18 protein-coding genes are annotated in these 22,977 nt (G+C 41.3%); all 18 read left to right on the top strand.

What is annotated here, in order from left to right; genetic code table 11:
- The first annotated feature begins 124 nt into the window (after nt 1-124).
- The 18 genes from LI162_RS07815 (at nt 125) to LI162_RS07730 (ending at nt 22,976) form a co-directional block, all read left to right on the top strand.
- Nucleotides 125-844, top strand: a complete 720-nt coding sequence (locus LI162_RS07815) for a polyphosphate polymerase domain-containing protein (RefSeq protein WP_196021037.1) — start codon at nt 125-127, stop codon at nt 842-844.
- Complete coding sequence (locus LI162_RS07810) at nt 837-1,532, top strand: DUF4956 domain-containing protein (RefSeq protein ID WP_196021039.1); 696 nt, start codon at nt 837-839, stop codon at nt 1,530-1,532. Before LI162_RS07815 ends, LI162_RS07810 begins: the two co-directional genes overlap by 8 nt.
- Nucleotides 1,533-1,553: 21 nt before the next feature.
- Complete coding sequence (locus LI162_RS07805) at nt 1,554-3,152, top strand: carbohydrate-binding domain-containing protein (RefSeq protein ID WP_227156213.1); 1,599 nt, start codon at nt 1,554-1,556, stop codon at nt 3,150-3,152.
- A gap of 184 nt (nt 3,153-3,336) precedes the next feature.
- Nucleotides 3,337-4,380 (top strand): hypothetical protein, encoded by a 1,044-nt coding sequence (locus LI162_RS07800; protein WP_196021043.1) that lies wholly within the window; start codon nt 3,337-3,339, stop codon nt 4,378-4,380.
- Between the two features lie 141 nt (nt 4,381-4,521).
- The gene (locus tag LI162_RS07795; protein WP_196021045.1) at nt 4,522-5,238 is read left to right on the top strand and encodes a LytR/AlgR family response regulator transcription factor; all 717 of its coding nucleotides are present in this window, start codon (nt 4,522-4,524) and stop codon (nt 5,236-5,238) included.
- Between the two features lie 2 nt (nt 5,239-5,240).
- A complete protein-coding gene (locus LI162_RS07790; RefSeq protein WP_020436020.1) occupies nt 5,241-6,581 on the top strand; it encodes a sensor histidine kinase in 1,341 nt (446 codons plus the stop codon).
- A 154-nt stretch (nt 6,582-6,735) separates the two neighbouring features.
- The gene (locus tag LI162_RS07785; RefSeq protein ID WP_227156211.1) at nt 6,736-8,340 is read left to right on the top strand and encodes a DUF6034 family protein; all 1,605 of its coding nucleotides are present in this window, start codon (nt 6,736-6,738) and stop codon (nt 8,338-8,340) included.
- Nucleotides 8,341-8,346: 6 nt separating this feature from the next.
- Entirely contained in the window at nt 8,347-9,102 is a 756-nt protein-coding gene (locus LI162_RS07780; RefSeq protein ID WP_196021049.1) for a hypothetical protein, read from the top strand.
- A complete protein-coding gene (locus tag LI162_RS07775) occupies nt 9,099-10,013 on the top strand; it encodes a hypothetical protein (RefSeq protein ID WP_196021051.1) in 915 nt (304 codons plus the stop codon). The genes LI162_RS07780 and LI162_RS07775 overlap by 4 nt, the downstream gene beginning before the upstream one ends.
- A 22-nt stretch (nt 10,014-10,035) precedes the next feature.
- Complete coding sequence (locus LI162_RS07770) at nt 10,036-10,683, top strand: ABC transporter ATP-binding protein (RefSeq protein ID WP_054751219.1); 648 nt, start codon at nt 10,036-10,038, stop codon at nt 10,681-10,683.
- A gap of 235 nt (nt 10,684-10,918) precedes the next feature.
- A complete protein-coding gene (gene mutS, locus LI162_RS07765; RefSeq protein WP_331470804.1) occupies nt 10,919-13,585 on the top strand; it encodes a DNA mismatch repair protein MutS in 2,667 nt (888 codons plus the stop codon).
- Nucleotides 13,586-13,601: 16 nt separating this feature from the next.
- On the top strand, nt 13,602-15,728 hold the full coding sequence (gene mutL, locus LI162_RS07760) for a DNA mismatch repair endonuclease MutL (RefSeq protein ID WP_227156209.1): 2,127 nt from the start codon (nt 13,602-13,604) through the stop codon (nt 15,726-15,728).
- 20 nt (nt 15,729-15,748) lie between these two features.
- The gene (gene miaA / locus LI162_RS07755) at nt 15,749-16,708 is read left to right on the top strand and encodes a tRNA (adenosine(37)-N6)-dimethylallyltransferase MiaA (RefSeq protein ID WP_227156207.1); all 960 of its coding nucleotides are present in this window, start codon (nt 15,749-15,751) and stop codon (nt 16,706-16,708) included.
- Nucleotides 16,709-16,789: 81 nt separating this feature from the next.
- Nucleotides 16,790-18,103, top strand: a complete 1,314-nt coding sequence (locus tag LI162_RS07750; RefSeq protein ID WP_227156206.1) for a methionine gamma-lyase family protein — start codon at nt 16,790-16,792, stop codon at nt 18,101-18,103.
- A 110-nt stretch (nt 18,104-18,213) separates the two neighbouring features.
- Complete coding sequence (locus LI162_RS07745; protein ID WP_117568219.1) at nt 18,214-19,434, top strand: NAD(P)/FAD-dependent oxidoreductase; 1,221 nt, start codon at nt 18,214-18,216, stop codon at nt 19,432-19,434.
- Between the two features lie 77 nt (nt 19,435-19,511).
- Entirely contained in the window at nt 19,512-21,107 is a 1,596-nt protein-coding gene (locus LI162_RS07740) for an NAD(P)/FAD-dependent oxidoreductase (protein ID WP_227156204.1), read from the top strand.
- A 103-nt stretch (nt 21,108-21,210) separates the two neighbouring features.
- Entirely contained in the window at nt 21,211-21,933 is a 723-nt protein-coding gene (radC, locus tag LI162_RS07735; RefSeq protein WP_015529243.1) for a RadC family protein, read from the top strand.
- Nucleotides 21,934-21,950: 17 nt separating this feature from the next.
- On the top strand, nt 21,951-22,976 hold the full coding sequence (locus LI162_RS07730; protein WP_055172529.1) for a rod shape-determining protein: 1,026 nt from the start codon (nt 21,951-21,953) through the stop codon (nt 22,974-22,976).
- Nucleotide 22,977 lies beyond the last annotated feature (1 nt).

Here is a 22,977-nt window from a genome sequence, read left to right as displayed (position 1 = left end):
ATGCAAGCATTTTACACCTGTTTTATGAAATTTTGCTTGGCTCTGAACAGTTACATTTTTTTAAAGTTTAATTAAGGTTACGGGAGTATCTTATATATGTAAAATAAAAAACAGGAGGAAAACAATGGCTTATCAAATGACTTTTAAGCGTTATGAATTGAAATATCTGCTGAACAGACAGGAAAAAGAGCAGATTCTTCTGGCAATGGAGCCTTATATGAAGCTGGATGATTACGGAAGAACCGTCATAAGAAATATTTATTTTGATACTGATACATTTCGGCTGATTCGGCGTTCTCTGGAAAAACCGGTGTACAAAGAAAAGCTGCGGATCCGAAGTTATAAACCTGTAGAAAAATCCGATCCGGTATTTGTAGAAATCAAGAAAAAATATAAATCTGTCGTATACAAACGCAGGTTACAGCTTCCGGAAGAGAAGGTTATGGACAGTTTTCAGACTGGAGAACCGTTACCGGTTCATTCACAGATTGGAAATGAAATTCAATATTTCCGCGATTACTATGAAAATCTTCATCCATCCGTATTTTTATCCTATGAACGGGAAGCTTATTATTCTCTGGACGGCAGTGATTTTCGTGTAACTTTTGATGAAAATATCCTGTATCGGAGAAATGATTTTTCCCTTGGCAGCGAAATCTATGGATTTTCTTTACTGGGAAATGATCAGACACTGATGGAAATTAAAACTTCCGGAGGAATTCCACTCTGGATGAGCGAAGTGCTTACGAAACAGCATTTATACAAAACATCATTTTCAAAATATGGTTCTGCTTATCAGCGTATATTAACAGAATCTTTACAAGGAGGATACAGCAATGTCTAATACTTTATTTCAGGGAATTTTTGATACCAATATGACCAGTGTGATTTCTATTTCGAATTTCTTATTATGCGTGGGATGTGCCTTAGTGATTGGTCTGATCTTAGCCGTCACTTATATGTATGGAACAAAATATACGAAAAGCTTTGTAGCAACACTGGCGCTGCTTCCGGCAGTGGTTTGTGTAGTGATCATGATGGTCAATGGAAATGTAGGAACCGGTGTGGCTGTTGCCGGAGCATTCAGCCTTGTCCGATTCCGTTCAGTTCCTGGGTCTGCAAAAGAAATCGGAGCGATTTTTCTTGCCATGTGTTCCGGTTTAGTAGCTGGAATGGGATATCTCGCGTATGCTTTACTATCTGCTGCAATTCTTGGAAGTATCATGCTTCTGTATAATCGTCTGGATTTTGGAACAAGAAAACATGGAGCACGTTACAAAACTTTACATATCACGATACCGGAGGATTTGGACTACAGCGGAGTATTTGACAGGATCTTAAAGAAATATACAATAGATTATGAAATTCTACAGATCAAAACTACAAATATGGGAAGCTTGTTTAAGCTGACTTACAATTTAACATTAAAAGATCCTGCAACAGAAAAAGAACTGATCGACGCTCTTCGTTGCAGAAACGGCAACCTGGAAATTACGATGTGCAGACAGGAAACTATAGTCGGAGAATTATAAGAATTCAGGAGGCGATAACTGATGCAAAAAAAAACAATTATATTATTTCTCACAATGGGAGCTTTGATGCTATCCGGCTGTAACACAAAAATTGGAAATACAACACAGCAAACTACAGAATCATCTACTACGACAAGTTCTTCTGTTACCGAAACAGATACTTCCGATATGTTTTCAGATCGAGATAAAGAAGTAGGATATGACGAATCCGAAAGCGTCACCATTTCTCTGGCTGATAATAGTTCCAGCTGTGAGTCCGATGCAGTGTCCATTACGGAAAATACTATAACGATCAAAGACGAAGGAACCTATATTCTTTCAGGCTCTTTATCTGACGGAATGGTGGTTGTAGAAGCAGAAGATACCGACAAAGTTCAGATTGTTCTTAACAGAGTAAGCATCTCTAACGATCAATCCGCTGCATTATATGTCCGCTCGGCAGATAAGGTATTTGTTACTACAGCTTCTGGAACTGAAAATACCTTAGAGCATAACGGAAGTTCCTATACTGCCATAGATGAAAATAATATCGATGCCGCTATATTTTCTAAATCAGACCTGACTCTAAACGGAGAGGGAACCCTTACAGTTACAGCACAGGAAGGACACGGAATTGTATCCAAAGATGATCTCGTTCTCACAAGCGGAACATATGTGATCACCAGTGCCAGTCATGGACTTTCCGGAAAGGACAGCGTGCGTATTGCCAATGGTACTTATACGATTGTATCAGGAAAAGATGGTATCCATGCACAAAATAAAGATGATAGCAGTTCCGGGTTCGTTTATCTGGCTGGAGGTACTTATACGATATCAGCAGGAGATGATGGAATTCATGCAGCTTCTAATGTGACTATTTCTGATGGAAAGATAGACATTACGCAAAGCTATGAGGGCATCGAAGGATTAAGTATCGACATTGCGGGCGGTGAAATTACAGTATTGGCATCGGATGATGGATTAAATGCTGCAGGCGGAAATGATAGTAGTAGTTCTGAAGGATTTCAGGGCGGAGACGACCAGTTTGCAGCCACAGAAGGCGCTTATATTCAAATTTCTGGCGGCGTGCTTCATGTAAATGCTTCCGGAGACGGAGTTGATTCCAACGGAGACATCACAGTTTCCGGTGGAGAAACCTACGTTTCAGGTCCTACAAATGATGGAAATGGAAGCTTAGATTACAATGGAAGTGCCCAGATAACCGGTGGCATATTTGCAGCATCCGGTTCCTCTGGTATGGCACAAAATTTTGATTCTTCTTCAACGCAGGGTGTTATTATGGTAAATGTTGATGGACAGGAAGGTAATACTGCGATTTCACTCCTTGACAGTAGTAGTACCGAACTTCTCAGCTGGACAGCAGAAAAACAATATTCTTCCATTATCATAAGCACCCCGGAAATCCAACAGGGAGAAACTTATACTATAACAGCCGGAACAGCAGAGCAGAGCGTTACCATGGATAGTCTGGTTTATGGAAGTAACGCGCATGGAGAAATGCCTGGCAATGGTGGAGAAAGAGGTGACATGAAAGGCGGACCAGGGAACAGACAGCCTGACGCAGACATGGAGAAACCTCAGGGGAGCACTCCTCCAGATGCCCCATCCGGTAGTAAGTAAGAAAAAATGCATGAGTATGAAACGAAAAATCATACACATGCATTTTTTCGTTTATTTATCATATAACAAGTGAAAAGCAAACTTGTTCATGTTATAATTGATTCAAAGAAAAATGGTAAAAATACTTTGCCAAACTTGATAAAATAGCGAACAATGAGGCAGTACACTAGCAGGAGGCAGAAAAATGTTTAACACAGAATGTAAAAAAACAGTTTCAAAAATAATCCTATCATTCATACTGATTATGATGACTCTATTGTCCGGCTGTCAAAAGAATACCACCCATTCTGCTATTGAGTTTGGAACTATAGATGTGTCTGAAATTGATAAAATCGAACTTTCTGGCACAACAGGTGGGAAAGATGGAAATTTTTCCTATACACTGTCAGATCAGGAAAAGAAGGAGTTCGTCCATTTGCTGAATCAAGTTGAGCTTGGTGATGAAGTTGATAAAAATCAAGCATTATCAAGTGGAGCAGTTACTTACTATAAGCTTTATTTCCAAGGAAAAGACGTAGTTACACTCTGTCCGGGACATTATTTCGGTGTTGATGAAAAGTATTATGAGTTTGTTAATTTCGATAAATTGTGGGATGAATTTGTCACTTTCAATAGTAAACAAGATACCTCTCAGCAAGACAAATGGGATTGTTCTGTTACTTGCGCAGAAACCTCTGAGACAAATAACTATGTAGTTACATATTCTGATAAAAAAGTATTCTCCCAAACTGGAATACTCACCTTTCAAAACAGCAATAATTTCAATATTATTGTTCATCTACAAATACCGGATGAAGAAGAAAGAACAGCAGAAATTCCAGCGGGCGGTGTTAGTTCCTTGTATCAGATATCCCAAAACAAGGCATGTACTGTAGGTGTATACGCTGATGTTCCTGAAAATGAAACGATAAAATTAATGGTCTATGATGGAGCTGTAGCAGATTTAAATTCAAGTCAGGAAAAAGAACAAGTATATTTTGATGCAACTGTTCTTGAAGTAAAGAAAAAATCAATTAAGGTAAAATGTTCAGAATCCTTTGATAGTGGTATTCCTGTTGATGAAGAATTCTCTGTAACAACAAATATAGTAGAAAGTGGTGAGCTCCCTGATTTGAATGCCGGTGACCATATTCGTATTGTATTTGATGGCATCATCAAGGAAAGTTATCCTCTGCAACTTGGAAAAGTCTTTGCTATATATCTTCTAGATGAAAACAGAAACTTGTGAAGTCCGTAGTCTGAAAGGCTCCTGCAGGAGCCTTTCGTTTTTTTATGTCCCAAACCAATATATTTTATGGCCATAATATGAATGCGTGTTCGAAGTATGTTATACTGATACTGATTATGTGAGGCGAGGTGAATTCAACTTATGATAAAAATTGCAATCGTTGACGATGAAGAACAGACAAGAGAACAAATTCTCCGGACTCTAAAGGAAAATATACAGGAACAATACGAAGTAGAGATTAAACTATATGCATCAGGTGAAAGTTTCTTTGAGGAAATTCAAAAGGGCGAATCAACAGATATTTTATTTACAGACATTCAGATGCAACAGCTGGATGGAGTGGAACTGGGGAAATTGGTTCGAAGGCTTTGCCCTGACATGTACATTGTCTTCATCACATCTTATGAAGAATATGCGGCAGAAAGTTATCGGATCGAAGCATATCAGTATATTTTGAAACAGGATCTAGAATTTCGTCTTCCCGGAGTTGCTGAACAGCTTATTGAAAAGCTGCAAAAACAAAAGAAAGAATTCTGTATTATAAAAGACGGTACAGAACAGGTGAAATTGCTTTATAAGGATATTCTTTATCTGTATAAATCCAAAGGTGCTAAGTATGTAAATTATGTTACTACCCAAGGCGTTGTGAGAGAGCGAACTTCTTTGGAAAATGCACTGAAAATGTTAAATAGTAGACAATTTCTTCTGGTGGAACGTGGATACGCTGTTAATATAAAGCAGATTTGCAGAGTAAGCGGTGACACTATCTATCTCGAAAAAGGATATGAAGTACCGGTAAGTAAGGCAAGACTTGCAGAAGTAAAGCGAGAAATCAATCTCTACTGGAGGAATTCGTAACGATGGATACACTTGGAATATGGATTGGACTGAATTTTCTTGAAACCTTCCTTTTCTATTATCTGTTATTCGGAACAGTTATAGACAGAAAGACTCTGAAAACGAAAGATAAATGGATTCTCTATTTTGTTTTGATCAGCACTTCAACAATTATTTCTGTATGGGTCAAAAGATCTGTGTTTAGTGCTTATGGATACCTGTTGACGATTTTTATTTTGGTTTTCGGAAGTTTCCTTGCCTATCGAAAGAAATTGATTCTTCTTACAGGGATCGCATCTATGTATGAAGCAGCGATGACATTATTTTTATATATCATTTACTACCTTCTCGCATTTATTTATGGGAATCAGGCAGAAAACCCTCAGATTCTATTTTTCCGTTACCATGAAAATGAAGTATCTTGTGTGATACGAAGCCTGTTATTAATTATTTTCTTTTTTATCATTTTCAAAATAAGAAGCTGGAAGAAGAAAAAAGACATAGAAGCCTTTCAATGGGTATTTGTTTTATGTGGCGTACTGTTGTCAGCACTCGTTCTGGAGTATCAAAAACTTTTAAAATACGGGCTTCTATACTCTGCAGCCGGAATTCCGGTGATTCAGGATGTCTTAAAAGGAAGTCTCATCAGTTTTCTTACTATGATCGTGCTTGTCAGCGTCATGACATTTCTTATATGGAAAAACAGAAACATAACGGGACAAAATACATTTCTTCTGATGAAAGAAGAGATGGAGAAACAGAAATATGAGGAAATAAAAGCTTCCATCGAGCAGAACAAAGAACTCGTTCATGATACAAAGAATCATTATCTTGTAATCAGTGAATATGTAAAAAATCAGGAATATGAAAAGCTGGAAAATTATGTAGATGAAATCAGAAGAAATTTCGTAAAAATCAATCCACAGATTTATACAGGAAATCATGTAGTGGATCTGATTCTTGGGCAAAAGCGAATCCTGGCAGTACAAAAAGGGATTGATTTTCAATTGGATGTAACACCACTATCCAGTCTGACGATGGAAGAAAGAGAGATCTGTTCACTATTTGGGAATCTGCTAGACAATGCCCTGGAAGCCTGTGAGAAAGTGACTGATAAAGAACGTAAGAAAATCAGTATAAAGATTGAGCAGCATATGCAAATGTTGTTTCTTGAAATTAAGAATGGAACCGATAAGCTTCCTGCCAAATCAGGACATACTTTTCTGACTTCGAAGCAGGATAAATCTCTTCATGGATATGGTTTGAAAAGTGTGGAACGGATTGTCACACGATATGATGGAGATCTGGCCTATGAAATGGAAGATGGAATGTTTGTTGTTTCAATAACATTTTTTGATTTATAAATACTCATGTCCAGTAATCCAGTACTTGAAGGCCATCCGCTTGCAGTACTTTCACCACAAGATTAAACTGAATGTAAGAAAAAAACCTGTTCCAAATTTTCAGGATACGAAATTCATATCACACAAACAGGAATGGAAATGGAGGAATGATGCCATGACAATTAAGAAAAAGAGAACTAAAATCATTTTACCATCGATTCTGACAGTCAGTCTTACTTGTGGTCTGTTACTTACGGGATGTCAGAAGACACCTGACCAGAGTGCAGTTGTCAGTAAGGCCGGAGGATTAAGCGAGGATGTAATTGCAGAACCATTGAAAGATGGAGAGACACAGACACTGGATCTGCCGGAACACTGGGACACAACAGTAACATGGAGTAATGACCGCGGAGTTTTTCACGCAGATCAGAAATTAGAATCTGTTACGACAGGAAATCTTCCGGTGATTGAAGTCAGTCAGAAAAAACTGGAGCTTGAACAATTAAACGGACTTATTTCCTATTTTGCAGGCGGAGAGATTTTGTATCAGACGCAGGAACTTACCAGAGAATACTATCAGAACCTCTTAGATAGGATTAAGAACAGGGAAGGATTCTATGCTGACAACAGTGTGGAGTATGATTTAACAGGGCTTGAAAAGTTAGTGGAAGAAGTTCTTCCTCTTGCGCCAGAGCAGACACCATTGCAGGAAATTGGACAGATTGAATACACATCAAAAAAGACAGATCCGGCGTATGAAGCAACAAGAAAATCACTGGAAGCTAACGGATATGATATTCTTCCGGATACCACAAAGCAGGATGGAATGGAGATTCATTTTCAGGCAACGGTTGGTGCAGATGCAAAGGGTACGATCAATGCAGAAACTTACGATCCGGAAGCAGGAAATTATAGTATCTTCTCCTGGTCAGAAGGAAATGGGATCGAACTGGCAACTATTGAAAACTATCTGGCAATAGAGAATCGCACAGACGAATATGGAGTTCCTGCAGGAAGCGTAAAAGAATCTTTTATGGAGAAACTACAAACACTGAAAGACCAGATGAAAGAAACCACTCTCTTAGAAGAGACAGCAGAAGATGAAGCTGAAAAAATTCTGAAAGATCTGAACCTCGAAAATATGCAGTTGTTGTCATCAGACAAAATCCTCTGGTATGCACAGTCTGATTATCCGGAAGCCACTATATTAGAACAACAGGAAGCATTATGGAATGCTGATCCAAATCTTGGAAAAACCGGTTATCGGCTTACTTACGTTCCTTCTGTTTCCGGATTAAAAATAAATCAGGATAAAACCGGAGGATATTCAGATGATAGTGGATTTGCATATGCACCTTCCATGCCGGTAGAGCAGATTTATATTGTAGTGACAGAAGATGGAATCCGTTCCTTCAAATGGAAGGGTATGAGTCAGGAAGAAAAGATAGTTACAGAAAATGTAAAACTCCTTGCATTTGATGAAATAGAAAACCGCCTGATCGATCAGGTGAAATATCTTTACCCTTCCAGTCAGCCTGCAGAGAGCAAGACGATATTTGGTTATGATGTTGCAACTGTCGAACTGGGATATACTTATATACCGGCATATAAGAATCCACAAAATGCCTGGCTGGTTCCGGCATGGTTTTTCACTATAAGCGAGAGTCAAGATGCAACTGCCGAACTTGGAACAGCCGGAAGAAAAATAGAAGGATATCAGACCGACTACATTGTATTAAATGCAACAGACGGTGGAAGAATAGGTTCTTATTGGAGATGATAGAATATGAAACGAAGACATCTTTTCAGAACAGAATTGAAATATGACTTTGGAAACCGAAGATTTTATATCTCTGTACTGGCGTTGTGTGCGGTTCTTTTGATTGTTGCACTTCCTTATCGAAATCATCTGATCGCTTTCGGTGGATCAACAGAAGGGGAAGCATGGTTATGCACCTTCACCTATGCAATCACTTCAGAAAAAGCCTTGCTTTTCTTTCCACTGTTGGTTCCTCTGGCAACAGCCGCAGATATACAGGAAGAATTACACAGCCGCTATGCATGGTTTCTTATTAACAGAATAGGAAAAAGAAATTATATTTGGATGAAAAGTTTTGGAGTCGCATTCACAGGTGGTGCCATTTCCGTTTCAGCGGCAGGAATTGCATTGGTTGTTTTTATAGTTATCTGTAGAAATATCCCGACTCTGAATACTTTGCAAAATATATCAGAGGTAATAAGTATCACAGGAATTGCATTTATCCGACTTTTTCTAAATGGAACATTGTGGTCTTTATGCGGTTCACTGACAGCAGTTTTGACTAAAAATAAGTATCTGAGCTGTGCTGTTCCATTTATTTTATATTATGTACTAACAGTGTTTCAAGAACGATATTACCGCAATTATTTTTTCCTAAGTCCAAAGCAGTGGGCAAGTCCGGCATATTATGGAAACGGATTCTGTCTTCTGGCTCTGCTTCTAATCAGCAGTCTTCTGGCACTGGCTTTGCGTAAATGCGTGGTAAGGAGAGTGGTGGCATGAAAAAATCGCAATTTAAAATGGACATTCATCAAATCTTTCTTCTAACAAAAAGGAATTTCTCTGACTGGGGCAAAAATCCGAGAATCTGGATGACATTTGCATTAGGATTTGTACTTTGTCTGATGTTGACAAATCAGATTTTAGAGCAGGCACAGACGTTCCAGACACCGGTTCAGATGTTCGAGCCACTGATCTGGACTTTCGGTGACGCACAGTCCGTGATGCTTTCGTCCCTTCTACTGCTGTTATTATTTGCAGATATGCCTTTTGTAAATCAGATGACACCCTATTGGCTGATCCGGACAAAGCGAAGCGTATGGATGGCAAGTCAGATCCTATATGTGATCCTGGCTACTTGCCTTTATACCGTCTTCCTCTGCCTGACAGAACTTCTAATTGCAAGTCCCTGGGCTTACGTTGGGAATGTATGGAGCCAGACCGCTGCAAGCATTGGATATGGAAGTAATAATCATCTTACGGTTCCTGTATCAATAAAGACAATGGAAATGACAACACCATATAAATGTGCACTCTGTGTTGTATTTCTTATGCTTTTCTATTCGTTATTTATTACTTCAGTCATGCTTGTATTAAATCTACAGAAGGGAAGAGCCGGAGGCGTTGTTGGCGCACTCCTGATAAATCTTTATGGAATTCTTCTGACTCCGGATATTTTTCAAAAAGTTTTTCATCTGGGTGGAGGGCTTTCCTATCGGGCAAATATTCTTTGCGGATGGTTATCACCCTTAAATCACGCAACATTTCCAATGCATAATTTCGGATATGATTATTTGCCACAAATAAAAATAAGCATCCTGTTATTTCTTGCAGTGATATGCATTTTGCTTTTCATCTCGAGAAAATGTATCAAACGATATAATTTTACATTTTCTCAGGTTGATGAATCCTGACGGAATAAGAAAGGGGAAAATTATGAAAGCTGCTGTGAAAGTTAAAAATCTAACAAAATCTTTTGGCAAAGAAAAAGTATTAAAAGGAATCAGTCATACCTTTGAGGCAGGAAAAATCCACGGAATCATGGGATTTAATGGCTCCGGTAAAACAGTAATGTTCAAATGCATCTGCGGTTTTCTTCAACCTGACAGAGGGAGCGTATATGTCTATGGAAAAAGAATTGGAAAAGATATTGATTTTCCGGAAAATACCGGGATGATTATTGAGAGTCCGGGATTTCTTCCATATATCAGTGGATATGAAAACTTAAAACGCCTTGCACAACTTAATCGAAAAATAGGAGATACTGAGATCCGGGATGCAATCGCAAGAGTTGGTCTTGATCCATTTTCTAAAAAGAAAGTAGGTCAATATTCACTCGGGATGAGAGAACGCCTTGGAATTGCACAGGCGATCATGGAGCGGCCAAAATTATTAATTTTAGACGAACCATTCAATGGATTGGATAAAAGAGGCGCACAAGATGTCTGCGAACTCTTTGTTGAATTGAAAGAAAAAGGGACAACTATTCTGTTAGCTGCACACAATGTGATGGAAATGGAATGGTTGTGTGATACAGTGTGCGAAATGGATGCCGGACAGTTAGAAGTTGTTTATGAAAAATGAAATAATAATTTTTTCAAATTAAAAGAAGAGAGCGAACCCAAGAATATTAAACGAATATTCTTCAGTTCGCTCTCTTCGCACATTGCGATATAGGTACTCCGACAAAATGATACATTTCTACGTTCTCAACATCTTCAACATCAGCTTGAAATTCATGTTAAAATTTGTTAGAATGATTTGCGAACTTACATTCTAAAGAGTTTTTAGAAAACCCTTGAAAACTAAGGAGAAATTGATGGAAAATATTGACATAGATAAGCTGACGCCCATGATGAAAATTTATTGCGAGACGAAAGAGCAGTACAGGGATTGTATCTTATTCTACCGCCTCGGAGATTTCTACGAAATGTTCTTTGATGATGCCTTGACTGCATCCCGAGAGCTTGAGATCACACTGACCGGGAAAAGCTGTGGTCTGGATGAACGTGCCCCGATGTGCGGAATCCCATACCATGCCGTAGAAGGTTACTTGAACCGTCTTGTTGCGAAGGGATACAAAGTCGCAATCTGTGAACAGGTAGAAGACCCAAAGACTGCGAAGGGGATCGTAAAACGTGAGGTTGTAAGAATTGTTACACCCGGAACGAATCTGGATACACAGGCATTAGATGAAACGAAGAATAATTACATCATGTGTATCGTCTATATTGCAGACCGCTATGGAGTTGCAATCGCAGATATTTCCACCGGGGATTATTTTGTTACAGAGCTTCCGGACAGCAGTCGTCTGATGGATGAGATTTATAAATTCAGTCCGTCTGAGATTATCTGCAACGAAGCGTTCTATATGAGTGGTATGGATCTGGATGCGATGAGAGATAAGCTTGGGATCACGATTTATTCTCTCGATTCCTGGTATTTTGATGATGCTGTCTGCAAAGATAAGCTGCTTGAGCATTTCAAAGTAAAGAATTTTGCAGGGCTTGGACTTGCTGATTATGACTGTGGAATCATCAGTGCCGGAGCACTGCTGATCTATTTATTTGAGACACAGAAGAATTCGCTTTCCAACCTGACACATATCACACCGTATGTCACAGGAAAATATATGATGATCGACAGTTCTACTCGTCGAAATCTGGAGCTGTGCGAAACTTTACGTGAAAAGCAGAAGCGTGGTTCCCTTCTCTGGGTTCTTGACAAAACACGTACTGCAATGGGCGCACGTACGCTTCGCAAAAATGTAGAACAGCCTTTGATCGATAAGTCCGAGATCAACCGCAGACTGGATGCAGTAGAAGAACTGAAAAATCAGGCCATTGCCCGTGAAGAGATCCGGGAATATTTATCTCCGGTCTATGATCTGGAGCGTCTGATCACGAAGATCACTTATGGTTCTGCGAATCCGCGAGACCTCACCGCATTCAAAGGTTCTCTGGAGATGCTGCCACCGATCCGCTATATTTTACAGGATCTGCAGGCACCGCTTTTAAAAGAGATTTATGAAGATCTGGATGCATTAGAAGATCTCTGCGAGCTCGTCACGAAAGCCATTCGTGAGGATCCGCCGCTTGCCATGAAAGAGGGAAATATTATCCGCGACGGTTATAACGAAGAAGTTGATAAGCTTCGCCGGGCGAAATCGGACGGAAAAGACTGGCTTGCAAAACTTGAGAATGATGAACGAGAAAAAACAGGCATTAAAAACCTGAAAATAAAATACAACAAAGTCTTCGGCTATTATCTGGAAGTGACGAATTCTTACAAGGATCTTGTCCCGGATTATTATACAAGAAAACAGACACTTGCGAATGCTGAGCGTTATATCACACCGGAGCTCAAAGAGCTTGAGGACATGATCCTTGGTGCGGAAGATAAACTGTATGCACTGGAATATGAGCTTTACAGCGAAGTCCGTGAAACGATTGCCGGACAGGTAGAGAGAATCCAGCAGACTGCCAAAGCGGTTGCCGCACTGGATGCATTCAGTTCTCTTGCACTTGTTGCAGAGCGCAACAACTACGTCCGTCCGAAGATCAATGAAAAAGGAATCCTTGATATCAAAGAAGGCCGTCACCCGGTCGTTGAGCGAATGATTCCAAATGACATGTTCATCGCCAATGATACTTACCTGGATGATAAGAAGCACAGAATTTCAATCATCACTGGTCCGAACATGGCCGGTAAATCAACTTACATGCGTCAGACTGCATTAATCGCACTGATGGCACAGATTGGATCTTTTGTTCCGGCAGAGAGCGCAAATATCTGTCTTTCCGACCGTATTTTCACCAGAGTCGGAGCATCCGATGACCTTGCTTCCGGACAGAGTACATTCATGGTTGAGATGACCGAAGTTGCCAATATTTTAAGAAATGCAACCTCAAAAAGTCTTCTCATTCTTGATGAGATCGGACGCGGAACAAGTACATTTGACGGGCTGTCAATTGCATGGGCTGTCGTAGAGTACATCAGCGACAGCAAACTGCTGGGAGCAAAGACTTTATTTGCCACACATTATCATGAACTGACAGAACTTGAAGGAAAGATTGATAATGTCAATAACTATTGTATTGCTGTAAAAGAAAAGGGTGACGACATCGTATTCTTACGAAAGATCGTAAAAGGCGGGGCTGACAAGAGTTATGGTATCCAGGTTGCAAAGCTTGCCGGAGTACCGGATCTTGTCATTTCTCGTGCGAAAGAAATCGTAGAAGAACTCAGCGATGAGGATATCACAAACCGTGTCAGTGAGATTGCAGCCAAAGAGCATACTGCAAAGAAAAAGAGTAAGACAAAGAAATATGACGAAGTCGATATGGCTCAGATGTCTCTGTTTGACACTATAAAAGATGATGATGTACTTGACGAATTGAAAAATATTGATGTCGGAAATCTGACACCGATCGATGCTTTAAATACCATCTACCGGTTACAGAACAAGCTGAAGAACCGTTGGTAAAAGGAAAGGAGGAAATATGCCACACATTCATGTATTAGACCAGATCACAATCGATAAGATTGCCGCAGGTGAAGTGATCGAGCGTCCAGCGTCAATTGTAAAGGAGCTTGTTGAAAATGCGATTGACGCAGGAGCAACTTTCGTCAAAATAGAGATTAAAGACGGCGGCATTTCCTTCATCCGTATTACAGATAACGGCTGTGGCATTCCGCAGGATGAAGTACAACGTGCATTTTTGCGGCATTCTACAAGCAAGATTGAGACAGTGGAAGACCTGTCTCATATTGCATCTTTGGGATTCCGTGGAGAGGCGCTTTCAAGTATTGCAGCTGTCACTCGGACGGAACTGATCACAAAGACTGCCGATGCAGAGTTTGGTACCCGTTATGTCATTGAAGGTGGAAAAGAAGTATCCTTGGAAGATACCGGTGCGCCGAACGGAACAACTTTCCTCGTCCATCAGTTATTTTACAATGTTCCTGCGAGAAGAAAATTTTTGAAAACACCTATGACAGAGGCCGGACATGTGCAGGATTTATTAATGCATCTTGCCCTGTCTCATCCGGAAGTTGCTTTTCAGTTTTTGAATAACGGACAGGAAAAACTGCGTACTTCCGGAAATGGAAAACTGAAAGATGTGATCTACAATGTCTATGGCCGTGACGTAGCGGCTAACCTGATTGAGATCGATTATGAGAAAAATGGAATCCATATCACAGGTTTTCTCGGCAAGCCGATCATCACACGTGGAAATCGTAACTTTGAAAATTTCTTCGTAAACGGCCGTTATGTCAAAAGTGCAATGATCTCCAAATCCGTGGAAGACGCTTATCGTGATTTTGTGATGCAACACAAGTTTCCATTTGCAGTTCTGCATTTTCATCTGAGTGGAGAAAATGTAGATATCAATGTGCATCCGACAAAGATGGAGCTTCGCTTCTCACGGCAGCAGGAGGTTTATAATACCGTCTTTGAAGCCGTACACAGGACTTTGCTGGAACCGGAACTGATCCAGAAAGCAGAAGTTCCTGATCCGGTGGAATCGAACGAAAACAAGGCAGAAAGACCGGAGCGAGTGAAAAAGACATTCACATCCGCTTCGACCAAAGATAAAGAGGATACCGGCAGTCCGTTTCTTCTTCGTCCGCGTAAGGAGAATGAAAAAGTAACAGCTGCGGAATTGATCAAAGAATCCAGGGAAACGGTTAAGGATGATGTTCAAGATGAGGATTATTTTATCCGTAAGATGAAGGAGCGCGTACTTTCTTACCATAATCGTTCTTCTTCCGCCGAAGTTGCAGACCGGAAAGAGATTTTCCGTGCAGATGAACAGAAAGACAAAATTGCTGAACATGTCAAATACGCCGTTGAAGCAGCAGATAAGACAGTTGCACCGGAAACTGCGGCAGCAGTTCAGAAATCCGAACCGGCTGCTGAAACACCGACTGCTGCCACAAGCGCAGACACAACATCGAATCATGAAGCAACTGATGCAAAATCAGATCCAGGAACAGGCACTCAGATGGATCTCTTTGAAGAAAATTTCTTAAAAAGAGATATCCGTGCAGAATATAAATTGATCGGCCAGGTCTTTGACACCTACTGGCTCGTAGAATTCAAAGATAATCTCTACATCATTGATCAGCATGCGGCTCATGAACGCGTCTTGTATGAGCGTACCTTGCGTGAAATGAAAAGCAGAGAATTTACTTCTCAGTACTTAAGTCCTCCGATCATTTTAAGCTTATCCATGCAGGAAGCACAGCTTCTGAATGAAAATATGGACCGCTTTTCACGCATTGGGTTTGAGATTGAGCCATTTGGTGGGGAAGAGTATGCAGTCCGTGCAGTACCTGACAATCTGTTCAGTATTGCCAAGAAAGAACTTCTGATGGAGATGATCGATAACCTGACCGAAGGTCTTTCTACTTCTATGACACCGGAGCTGATCGATGAGAAGGTTGCATCCTTGTCCTGTAAGGCTGCTGTAAAGGGAAATAACCGTCTTTCTGCACAGGAAGTAGACAAACTGATCGGCGAACTCCTGACACTGGACAATCCATATCACTGTCCGCATGGACGACCGACAATCATTGCCATGACAAAACGTGATCTGGAAAAGAAATTTAAACGAATTGTATAAATGGAATCGAGGAAATATAGATGGAACAGACAAACAAACGCCCACTTGTCATTCTGACCGGACCAACTGCTGTCGGGAAGACTGCTGCCTCCATCGGACTTGCCAAAGCGATCGGCGGAGAGATCATTTCTGCTGACTCTATGCAGGTCTACAGGGAGATGGACATCGGCTCTGCCAAGATTCGTCCGGAAGAGATGGACGGTGTACCGCATCATCTGGTAGATGTTCTTGATCCGTCTGAGGATTTTAACGTTGTTCTCTTTCAGCAGATGGCAAAAGAAGCAATGGAAGGAATTTATCAGCGGAGACATATCCCGATCGTTGTCGGCGGAACAGGATTCTATATTCAGGCATTACTTTACGACATTGATTTCACAGAAAATAATGCCGATACTGCTTATCGGGAAGAATTAGAAGTACTTGCCAAAACCCAGGGTGCAGAATATCTTCATGAAATGCTTGAAAAAGTAGACCCGGAATCTGCGGAACAGATTCATTTTCATAATATAAAACGTGTGATCCGCGCGCTGGAATATTATCAACAGACCGGACAGAAGATTTCCGAGCACAATGAGGCGGAACGTGAGAAAGAATCTGCTTATAACTCCGCATATTTTGTGCTGACAGATGATCGTAAGATTCTCTATGACCGGATTGATAAACGTGTCGATCTGATGATGCAGGAAGGACTTCTTGAAGAAGTCAATGCGTTAAGATTGCGCGGACTTAAAAGAGAAAGTGTTGCGATGCAGGGACTTGGATACAAAGAACTGTTTGGTTATTTTGAAGGAGAGTATCCTTTGGAAGAAGCCGTACGCATTATTAAGAGAGACACAAGACATTTTGCCAAGCGGCAGTTGACCTGGTTTAGAAGAGAACGAGATGTCATCTGGCTTGATAAAAGTGAGATTGGAAGAGAAGATGAACAACTGATCCAACAGATGCTCACTGTTTTAAAGGAAAAAGAAATCATTCATTAGGACATCAGGCTGCATTTAGATAAAATGCAGCTTTGCCATGCAAATCAACAATAAAAAACTTAAAAAGAAAGAAGAAGAAAAATGAATACACCAACTACAGAAACAATTTATGAACAGCTAGGAATCAGCAAAGAAGTCTGGGCGTTCGGACAGAAAACAGAGGAGAAATTAAAAGAGCGATTTGAGGAATTTGACAGAAGCGCTGAATACAATCAGTTAAAAGTAATTCATGCCATGCAGGAAAACCGCGTAAGTGAAGGATGCTTTAACTATGTAAGCGGATATGGATACAATGATCAGGGAAGAGATACTTTAGAAGATGTCTATGCCTCTGTTTTCCATACAGAAGCCGCTCTGGTGCGCCCACAGATCACTTGCGGAACCCATGCACTTGCCCTCGCACTTGCTGCAAATCTGCGTCCTGGAGACACACTGTTATCTCCGGTTGGGAAACCATATGATACACTTGAAGAAGTAATCGGAATCCGTCCGTCTAAAGGCTCTCTTGCAGAATATGGAATCTCCTATAAACAAGTAGAGCTTCTGGAAGATGGATATTTTGATTATCCTGCGATTGAAAAAGCTCTGGAAGATAAAACAATCAAACTGGCAACGATCCAGCGTTCCAAAGGATATCAGACACGCCCAAGCTACTCCGTAGAAAAAATCGGCGAACTGATCACATTTATCAAAGAGCATCGCCCGGATGTTATCTGCATGGTAGATAACTGTTACGGTGAATTCGTTGAGCGAATCGAGCCAAGTGATGTCGGTGCAGACATGATCGTCGGTTCTCTGATCAAGAACCCGGGTGGCGGACTTGCTCCGATCGGCGGATATGTTGCCGGAAAAGCCGATCTGATCGAAAACTGCGCTTACCGTCTGACTTCTCCGGGACTCGGTAAAGAAGTCGGTGCTACACTTGGTGTTACGCAGTCCTTCTATCAGGGATTCTTCCTTGCACCAACTGTTGTATGCGGTGCTTTAAAAGGTGCTACTTTTGCAGCAAATATCTACGAAGCTTTAGGATATCCGGTGATCCCGAACGGTTCTGAATCCCGTCATGATATCATCCAGGCGGTTACACTTGGATCTGCAGAAGGTGTTATTGCATTCTGTAAGGGAATTCAGGCCGCAGCTCCGGTAGACAGTTATGTAAGCCCGGAACCATGGGCAATGCCGGGATATGACAGCGATGTGATCATGGCAGCTGGTGCTTTCGTTCAGGGTTCCTCGATTGAACTGAGTGCAGACGGACCGGTAAAACCACCGTATGCTGTTTATTTCCAGGGTGGACTTACATGGTATCACGCAAAGCTTGGTATTCTCAAATCACTGCAGAGCATTATTGATGCAGGTGTTCTTTCTATCGAACGTGTGAGAGAACTTCTGTAAAACAATTTTTTGAGAGAATTCTATCGAAAATTCAGTTGAGTTGAATGAATTGTTATGTTAAAATTCAGACAGATGTAATCTGCTAAGAAAGTAAGAGGATATGAATTTTAATGAACACAATTGCAATTATAGGTGGCGGTGCATCAGGAATGATGGCCGCCATTTTCGCTGCCAGAAAAGGAGCGAAAGTTCTCCTTCTGGAGCAAAATGATAGATTGGGAAAGAAAATATTAGTGACAGGAAATGGCCGGTGTAATTATACAAACACTTACCAGGACGCTTCCTGTTATCGTTCGGAGCAGCCTGACTTTATCACGCAGGTACTGGATCAATTTCCGGCGGAAAAAGTCATTGCTTTTTTCCGAGAACTTGGAATCTATCCAAAAGACAGAAATGGATATCTGTATCCATTCTCCGATCAGGCAAGCGCAGTCCGTGATGTATTAGAACAGGAAGTATACCGTCTTGGAGTTGATGTACGTACAGGAATCTCCTGTACTGGAATACAGAAAACAAATGAACGATTTTCCTTGCAGACATCACACGGTTCTTTAACCGTAGATCAAGTGATTCTCTGCAATGGTTCAAAAGCTGCACCTTCCACCGGTTCTGACGGTTCCGGATACGCTTTAGCCAAACAGCTTGGGCATCAGATAATTCCTGTACTTCCTGCTCTTTGTGCTTTACATTGTACCGGAAAGCATTTCCGTGCAATTGCCGGAGTGCGTGCACAGGGAAAAGTTTCGTTGTTTGTTGACAGTGAATTAACTGCTGCCGATACCGGTGAACTCCAATTGACCGCCTACGGAATCTCAGGAATTCCGGTATTCCAGATCAGTCGTTATGCATCGAAAGCATTATACAAGCAGAAGGAAGTTGTTGCCATGCTGGATTTTCTTCCGGAATATTCTGTTGATGAAGTAAAAATTCTTCTGAAAGAACGTGCCAACCGCCAGCCGGAAAAGACAGCAGAACAGTTCTTTACCGGCCTGTTTCATGAAAAACTGGCCGCTGTCTGGCTGAAATTTACCAAGATCAAGAAAGAGAAGCTATGCGGCGACTTTACAGATGCAGATATTCAGAGGCTGGCATGGATGATCAAGGAATTCAAATCGCCTGTAATTAAGATAAATTCTTATGAACAGGCACAGATCTGCTGTGGCGGCGTTGATACGACACAGATTCATCCAGAAACAATGGAATCCAGACTTGTTCCCGGGCTTTATTTTGCCGGAGAACTGGTCGATGTAGATGCAATCTGCGGTGGGTATAATCTCACCTGGGCGTGGGCAAGCGGTTATGTTGCCGGACAGTCTGCCGCATCTGCATAATCGCCTGCTGCTAACTTGTAACCAATATCCGGATGATATACTTTAATATTAGATTTCCTGAAAGAAAGGATAGATAAATGATACGAATTAATCAGCTGAAACTACAGATTCCGCATACAGAAGAGGCTCTTGAAAAGAAGATACAAAAGACACTTCATCTAAAGAATGGGGATTCATTTACTTATCGGATTCACCGTCAGTCATTAGACGCTCGCAGAAAACCTGAGTTATTCTATGTGTATACGGTTGATGTCACTGTTTCCAATGAGAATGCTGTTTTAAAGCATTGTAAAGGAAACATCCAGAAAGTAGAAGAGAAGCATTACCAGATTCCATCTCACGGAACAGAGATTCTGAATGCCCGTCCGGTTGTCATCGGCAGCGGTCCTGCCGGACTATTCTGCGCTTATCTGCTCGCACTGGAAGGATACCGTCCTTTGGTTCTTGAACGTGGTGCCTGTGTAGAAGAACGTAAGAAGGATGTGGATCGTTTCTGGGAGACCGGTGTGCTTGACCCTTCTTCCAATGTCCAGTTCGGTGAAGGCGGCGCTGGTACATTTTCAGATGGAAAGTTAAATACACTTGTAAAAGATAAGACAGGACGTAACCGTTTCGTTCTTGAAACTTTCGTAAAATTCGGAGCGGACGAAGATATTTTATATGCACATAAGCCACATATCGGTACGGATGTCCTGATTGATGTTGTAAGCCAGATGCGTCAGGAGATCATTTCGCTTGGCGGTGAATTCTGTTTTCATACACAGGTCACAGATGTTGATCTGACATCAAAAACACTGAAAATTGTTCACCTCTCAGAGAATTCCGCAGAAGAAGAGGTATCTGCCGGAGCAGCCGTTTTTGCGATCGGTCACAGCGCCCGTGATACATTTGAAATGCTTTATAAGCATCAGATTCCGATGCGCGCAAAATCATTTGCCGTCGGAGTCCGTATCGAACACCCACAAACATTGATCGATCATTCTCAATATGGAAGAGATCGGGGAAATGATCTTCCGGCAGCAGCATATAAACTGACCGAGAACTTGGACAATGGAAGAGGAGTCTATACTTTCTGTATGTGCCCGGGCGGATATGTTGTAAATGCTTCTTCTGAAGAGCATCGTCTTGCAGTCAATGGAATGAGCTATCATGACCGTGCCGGAGAAAATGCAAACAGTGCTGTGATTGTCACAGTTACTCCGGATGACTTCGGTTCTGACCATCCGCTTGCCGGAATTTCTTTCCAGCGCAGCTTAGAAGAAAAAGCTTATCAGGCAGGACAGGGAAAAGTTCCTGTCCAACGTTTTGGCGACTTTAAAGAAGATCAGATCACAACTTCTTATGGTATGGTTCATTCTTGCATGAAAGGGGCTTCTGTCTTTGGGGATGTACGTGGTATCTTTCCAGAAGAAATCGCACAGTCGCTTGAGGATGGAATCACAGCAATGGATCATAAGATTCATGGTTTTGCAGATAATGATGCATTATTATCCGGTGTGGAGAGCCGAACTTCTTCCCCTGTAAGAATTGAAAGGGATGAGAACTTTGTCTGTGCTTCCTGTGACTGGATCTATCCATGTGGTGAAGGGGCCGGATATGCCGGTGGAATCACTTCCGCAGCGATGGACGGAATGAAGGTCGCCGAGGCAATCATTCAAAAATATAAATCTTAATCATTTATGAAATTTGTGGTTTTTTGGTATCTTCTCTATACACTTTTTTGAAACTGTGCTAAAATGAATCGTTGTATTATGTCATCGCAGTGATATGATTCACATGGAAAATAGAAATACAGAAACAATCAAAATGATGTATCTTGAAGACCGTCCTTATGAAAAATGTGAGCAGTACGGTGCAGAACATCTGACAGATGTGGAACTTTTAGCTGTTTTACTTCGTACCGGAACGAAAGGGGAGAATTCGCTTCGGCTTGCCCAGAAGATTCTGCATCCACCATTTGGCTCTGAAGGACTTCTCAGCATCCCACAGTGGTCTATGGAACAACTGCTGAAGATCAAAGGAATCGGAAAGGTAAAATCCATCCAGATTCTTTGTCTGGCAGAACTTGCAAGACGTATGGCGAAAGCAGAAGCCTCACTGGGATTGGATTTTTCCTCTCCGGACAGTATTGCACGTTACTATATGGAAGATCTTCGGCATAAGAAACGGGAAGTAATGAAGCTTTTGCTTCTGAATACCAGATCCAGGCTGATCAGTGAGATGGACGTTTCAACAGGAACCATAAATTCCACACTTGTTTCTCCACGAGAACTGTTTGTGGAAGCTTTGCAGAAGAATGCCGTATCCATTATTCTTTTGCATAATCATCCGAGTGGAGATCCGACACCAAGCAAAGAAGATCTTCTGACAACCCGGCGCATCCGTGAAGCAGGGGCTTTGATCGGTATAGAACTTCTCGATCACATCATTATTGGAGATAATTGTTATTTCAGTTTAAGGGAGAAAGGATTCTTTTCTCAAGAATCTGCAAATAGATAAGGGGATGGAGTGTATTTATGGCCAGGAATGTATATGGGTTAGATCTTGGAACTTATGATATCAAGATTTTTGATAAGAAAAAAGACCGCATATGGCATGCCAAGAATGTAATTGCCATGAAAGATAAAAAATATATTTTTTCTGTCGGAGACGATGCTTATGAGATGTATGAAAAGGCTCCGGGAAATATACAGATCATATTTCCGATGAAGAATGGTGTCATTGCCCGTTTTGATGATATGCAATATCTTCTTGGAGATCTTTTGAAGGAAGAGCGTCCGTTTATCCGTGGGGCAGAATATGTAATCGCTGTTCCTACAGATGTCACAGAAGTAGAAAAGAAGGCTTTCTATGATCTTGTGCTTCATTCTGAAGCGAAAGCAAAATCAGTAAGAATTGTAGAGCGCGGTCTTGCAGACGGACTTGGACTTGGGATTGATGTTCTGGAAGAACCAGGAGCTTTTATCGCCAATTTAGGTGGAGGAACAACAGAACTTTCCGTTCTTTCCTACGGTGGTATTGTTATGAACCGTCTGCTTAAGATCGGTGGCGAACAGCTGGATAGTGCGATCGCCAATCTTGTCCGTCATTCTAAAGATTTTATAATTGGCCGTCCGACTGCCGAACGACTGCGGAAAGAATTTGGAGTTTTTGACCAGTCCACCGGAAGTACTCTTACTGTATACGGCAGAGATATGATGCGCGGCGGTCCGTCGCACATTGACATTCCAATCAGTCTTGTACGGGCAGCGATCAAAGAGCCTTTGAGAGAATGTGTACAGGCCATTCATTCCATGCTCGACCGTACGCCTCCCGATGTCCGGAGAAATATTAATAAAAACGGGATTTATATTACTGGAGGACTTGCTAATCTGCGAGGGATTTCTACTTATCTGGAAGAAAGTATCGGTCTGCCGGTTCACATGAAAACAGACCCTGAACTCTGTGCCGTCAAAGGTCTGCAGAGGATCATACTGAATAAGACCTTGTATAGAAAATTAAGTTACTCCATGTTAGACGAAGATTATAGGTGGTTAAGATAAT

The sequence above is a fragment of the Mediterraneibacter sp. 210702-DFI.3.120 genome (assembly GCF_020561005.1).
GTDB classification, from domain to species: domain Bacteria; phylum Bacillota; class Clostridia; order Lachnospirales; family Lachnospiraceae; genus Mediterraneibacter; species Mediterraneibacter faecis.
This window is presented reverse-complemented; position numbering and strand designations above follow the sequence as displayed.

Coding starts and splice junctions, on each gene's coding strand:
- LI162_RS07815 (WP_196021037.1), top strand. CDS start 125: ATGGCTTATCAAATGACTTTTAAGCGTTATGAATTGAAATATCTGCTG.
- LI162_RS07810 (WP_196021039.1), top strand. CDS start 837: ATGTCTAATACTTTATTTCAGGGAATTTTTGATACCAATATGACCAGT.
- LI162_RS07805 (WP_227156213.1), top strand. CDS start 1,554: ATGCAAAAAAAAACAATTATATTATTTCTCACAATGGGAGCTTTGATG.
- LI162_RS07800 (WP_196021043.1), top strand. CDS start 3,337: ATGTTTAACACAGAATGTAAAAAAACAGTTTCAAAAATAATCCTATCA.
- LI162_RS07795 (WP_196021045.1), top strand. CDS start 4,522: ATGATAAAAATTGCAATCGTTGACGATGAAGAACAGACAAGAGAACAA.
- LI162_RS07790 (WP_020436020.1), top strand. CDS start 5,241: ATGGATACACTTGGAATATGGATTGGACTGAATTTTCTTGAAACCTTC.
- LI162_RS07785 (WP_227156211.1), top strand. CDS start 6,736: ATGACAATTAAGAAAAAGAGAACTAAAATCATTTTACCATCGATTCTG.
- LI162_RS07780 (WP_196021049.1), top strand. CDS start 8,347: ATGAAACGAAGACATCTTTTCAGAACAGAATTGAAATATGACTTTGGA.
- LI162_RS07775 (WP_196021051.1), top strand. CDS start 9,099: ATGAAAAAATCGCAATTTAAAATGGACATTCATCAAATCTTTCTTCTA.
- LI162_RS07770 (WP_054751219.1), top strand. CDS start 10,036: ATGAAAGCTGCTGTGAAAGTTAAAAATCTAACAAAATCTTTTGGCAAA.
- mutS (WP_331470804.1), top strand. CDS start 10,919: ATGGAAAATATTGACATAGATAAGCTGACGCCCATGATGAAAATTTAT.
- mutL (WP_227156209.1), top strand. CDS start 13,602: ATGCCACACATTCATGTATTAGACCAGATCACAATCGATAAGATTGCC.
- miaA (WP_227156207.1), top strand. CDS start 15,749: ATGGAACAGACAAACAAACGCCCACTTGTCATTCTGACCGGACCAACT.
- LI162_RS07750 (WP_227156206.1), top strand. CDS start 16,790: ATGAATACACCAACTACAGAAACAATTTATGAACAGCTAGGAATCAGC.
- LI162_RS07745 (WP_117568219.1), top strand. CDS start 18,214: ATGAACACAATTGCAATTATAGGTGGCGGTGCATCAGGAATGATGGCC.
- LI162_RS07740 (WP_227156204.1), top strand. CDS start 19,512: ATGATACGAATTAATCAGCTGAAACTACAGATTCCGCATACAGAAGAG.
- radC (WP_015529243.1), top strand. CDS start 21,211: ATGGAAAATAGAAATACAGAAACAATCAAAATGATGTATCTTGAAGAC.
- LI162_RS07730 (WP_055172529.1), top strand. CDS start 21,951: ATGGCCAGGAATGTATATGGGTTAGATCTTGGAACTTATGATATCAAG.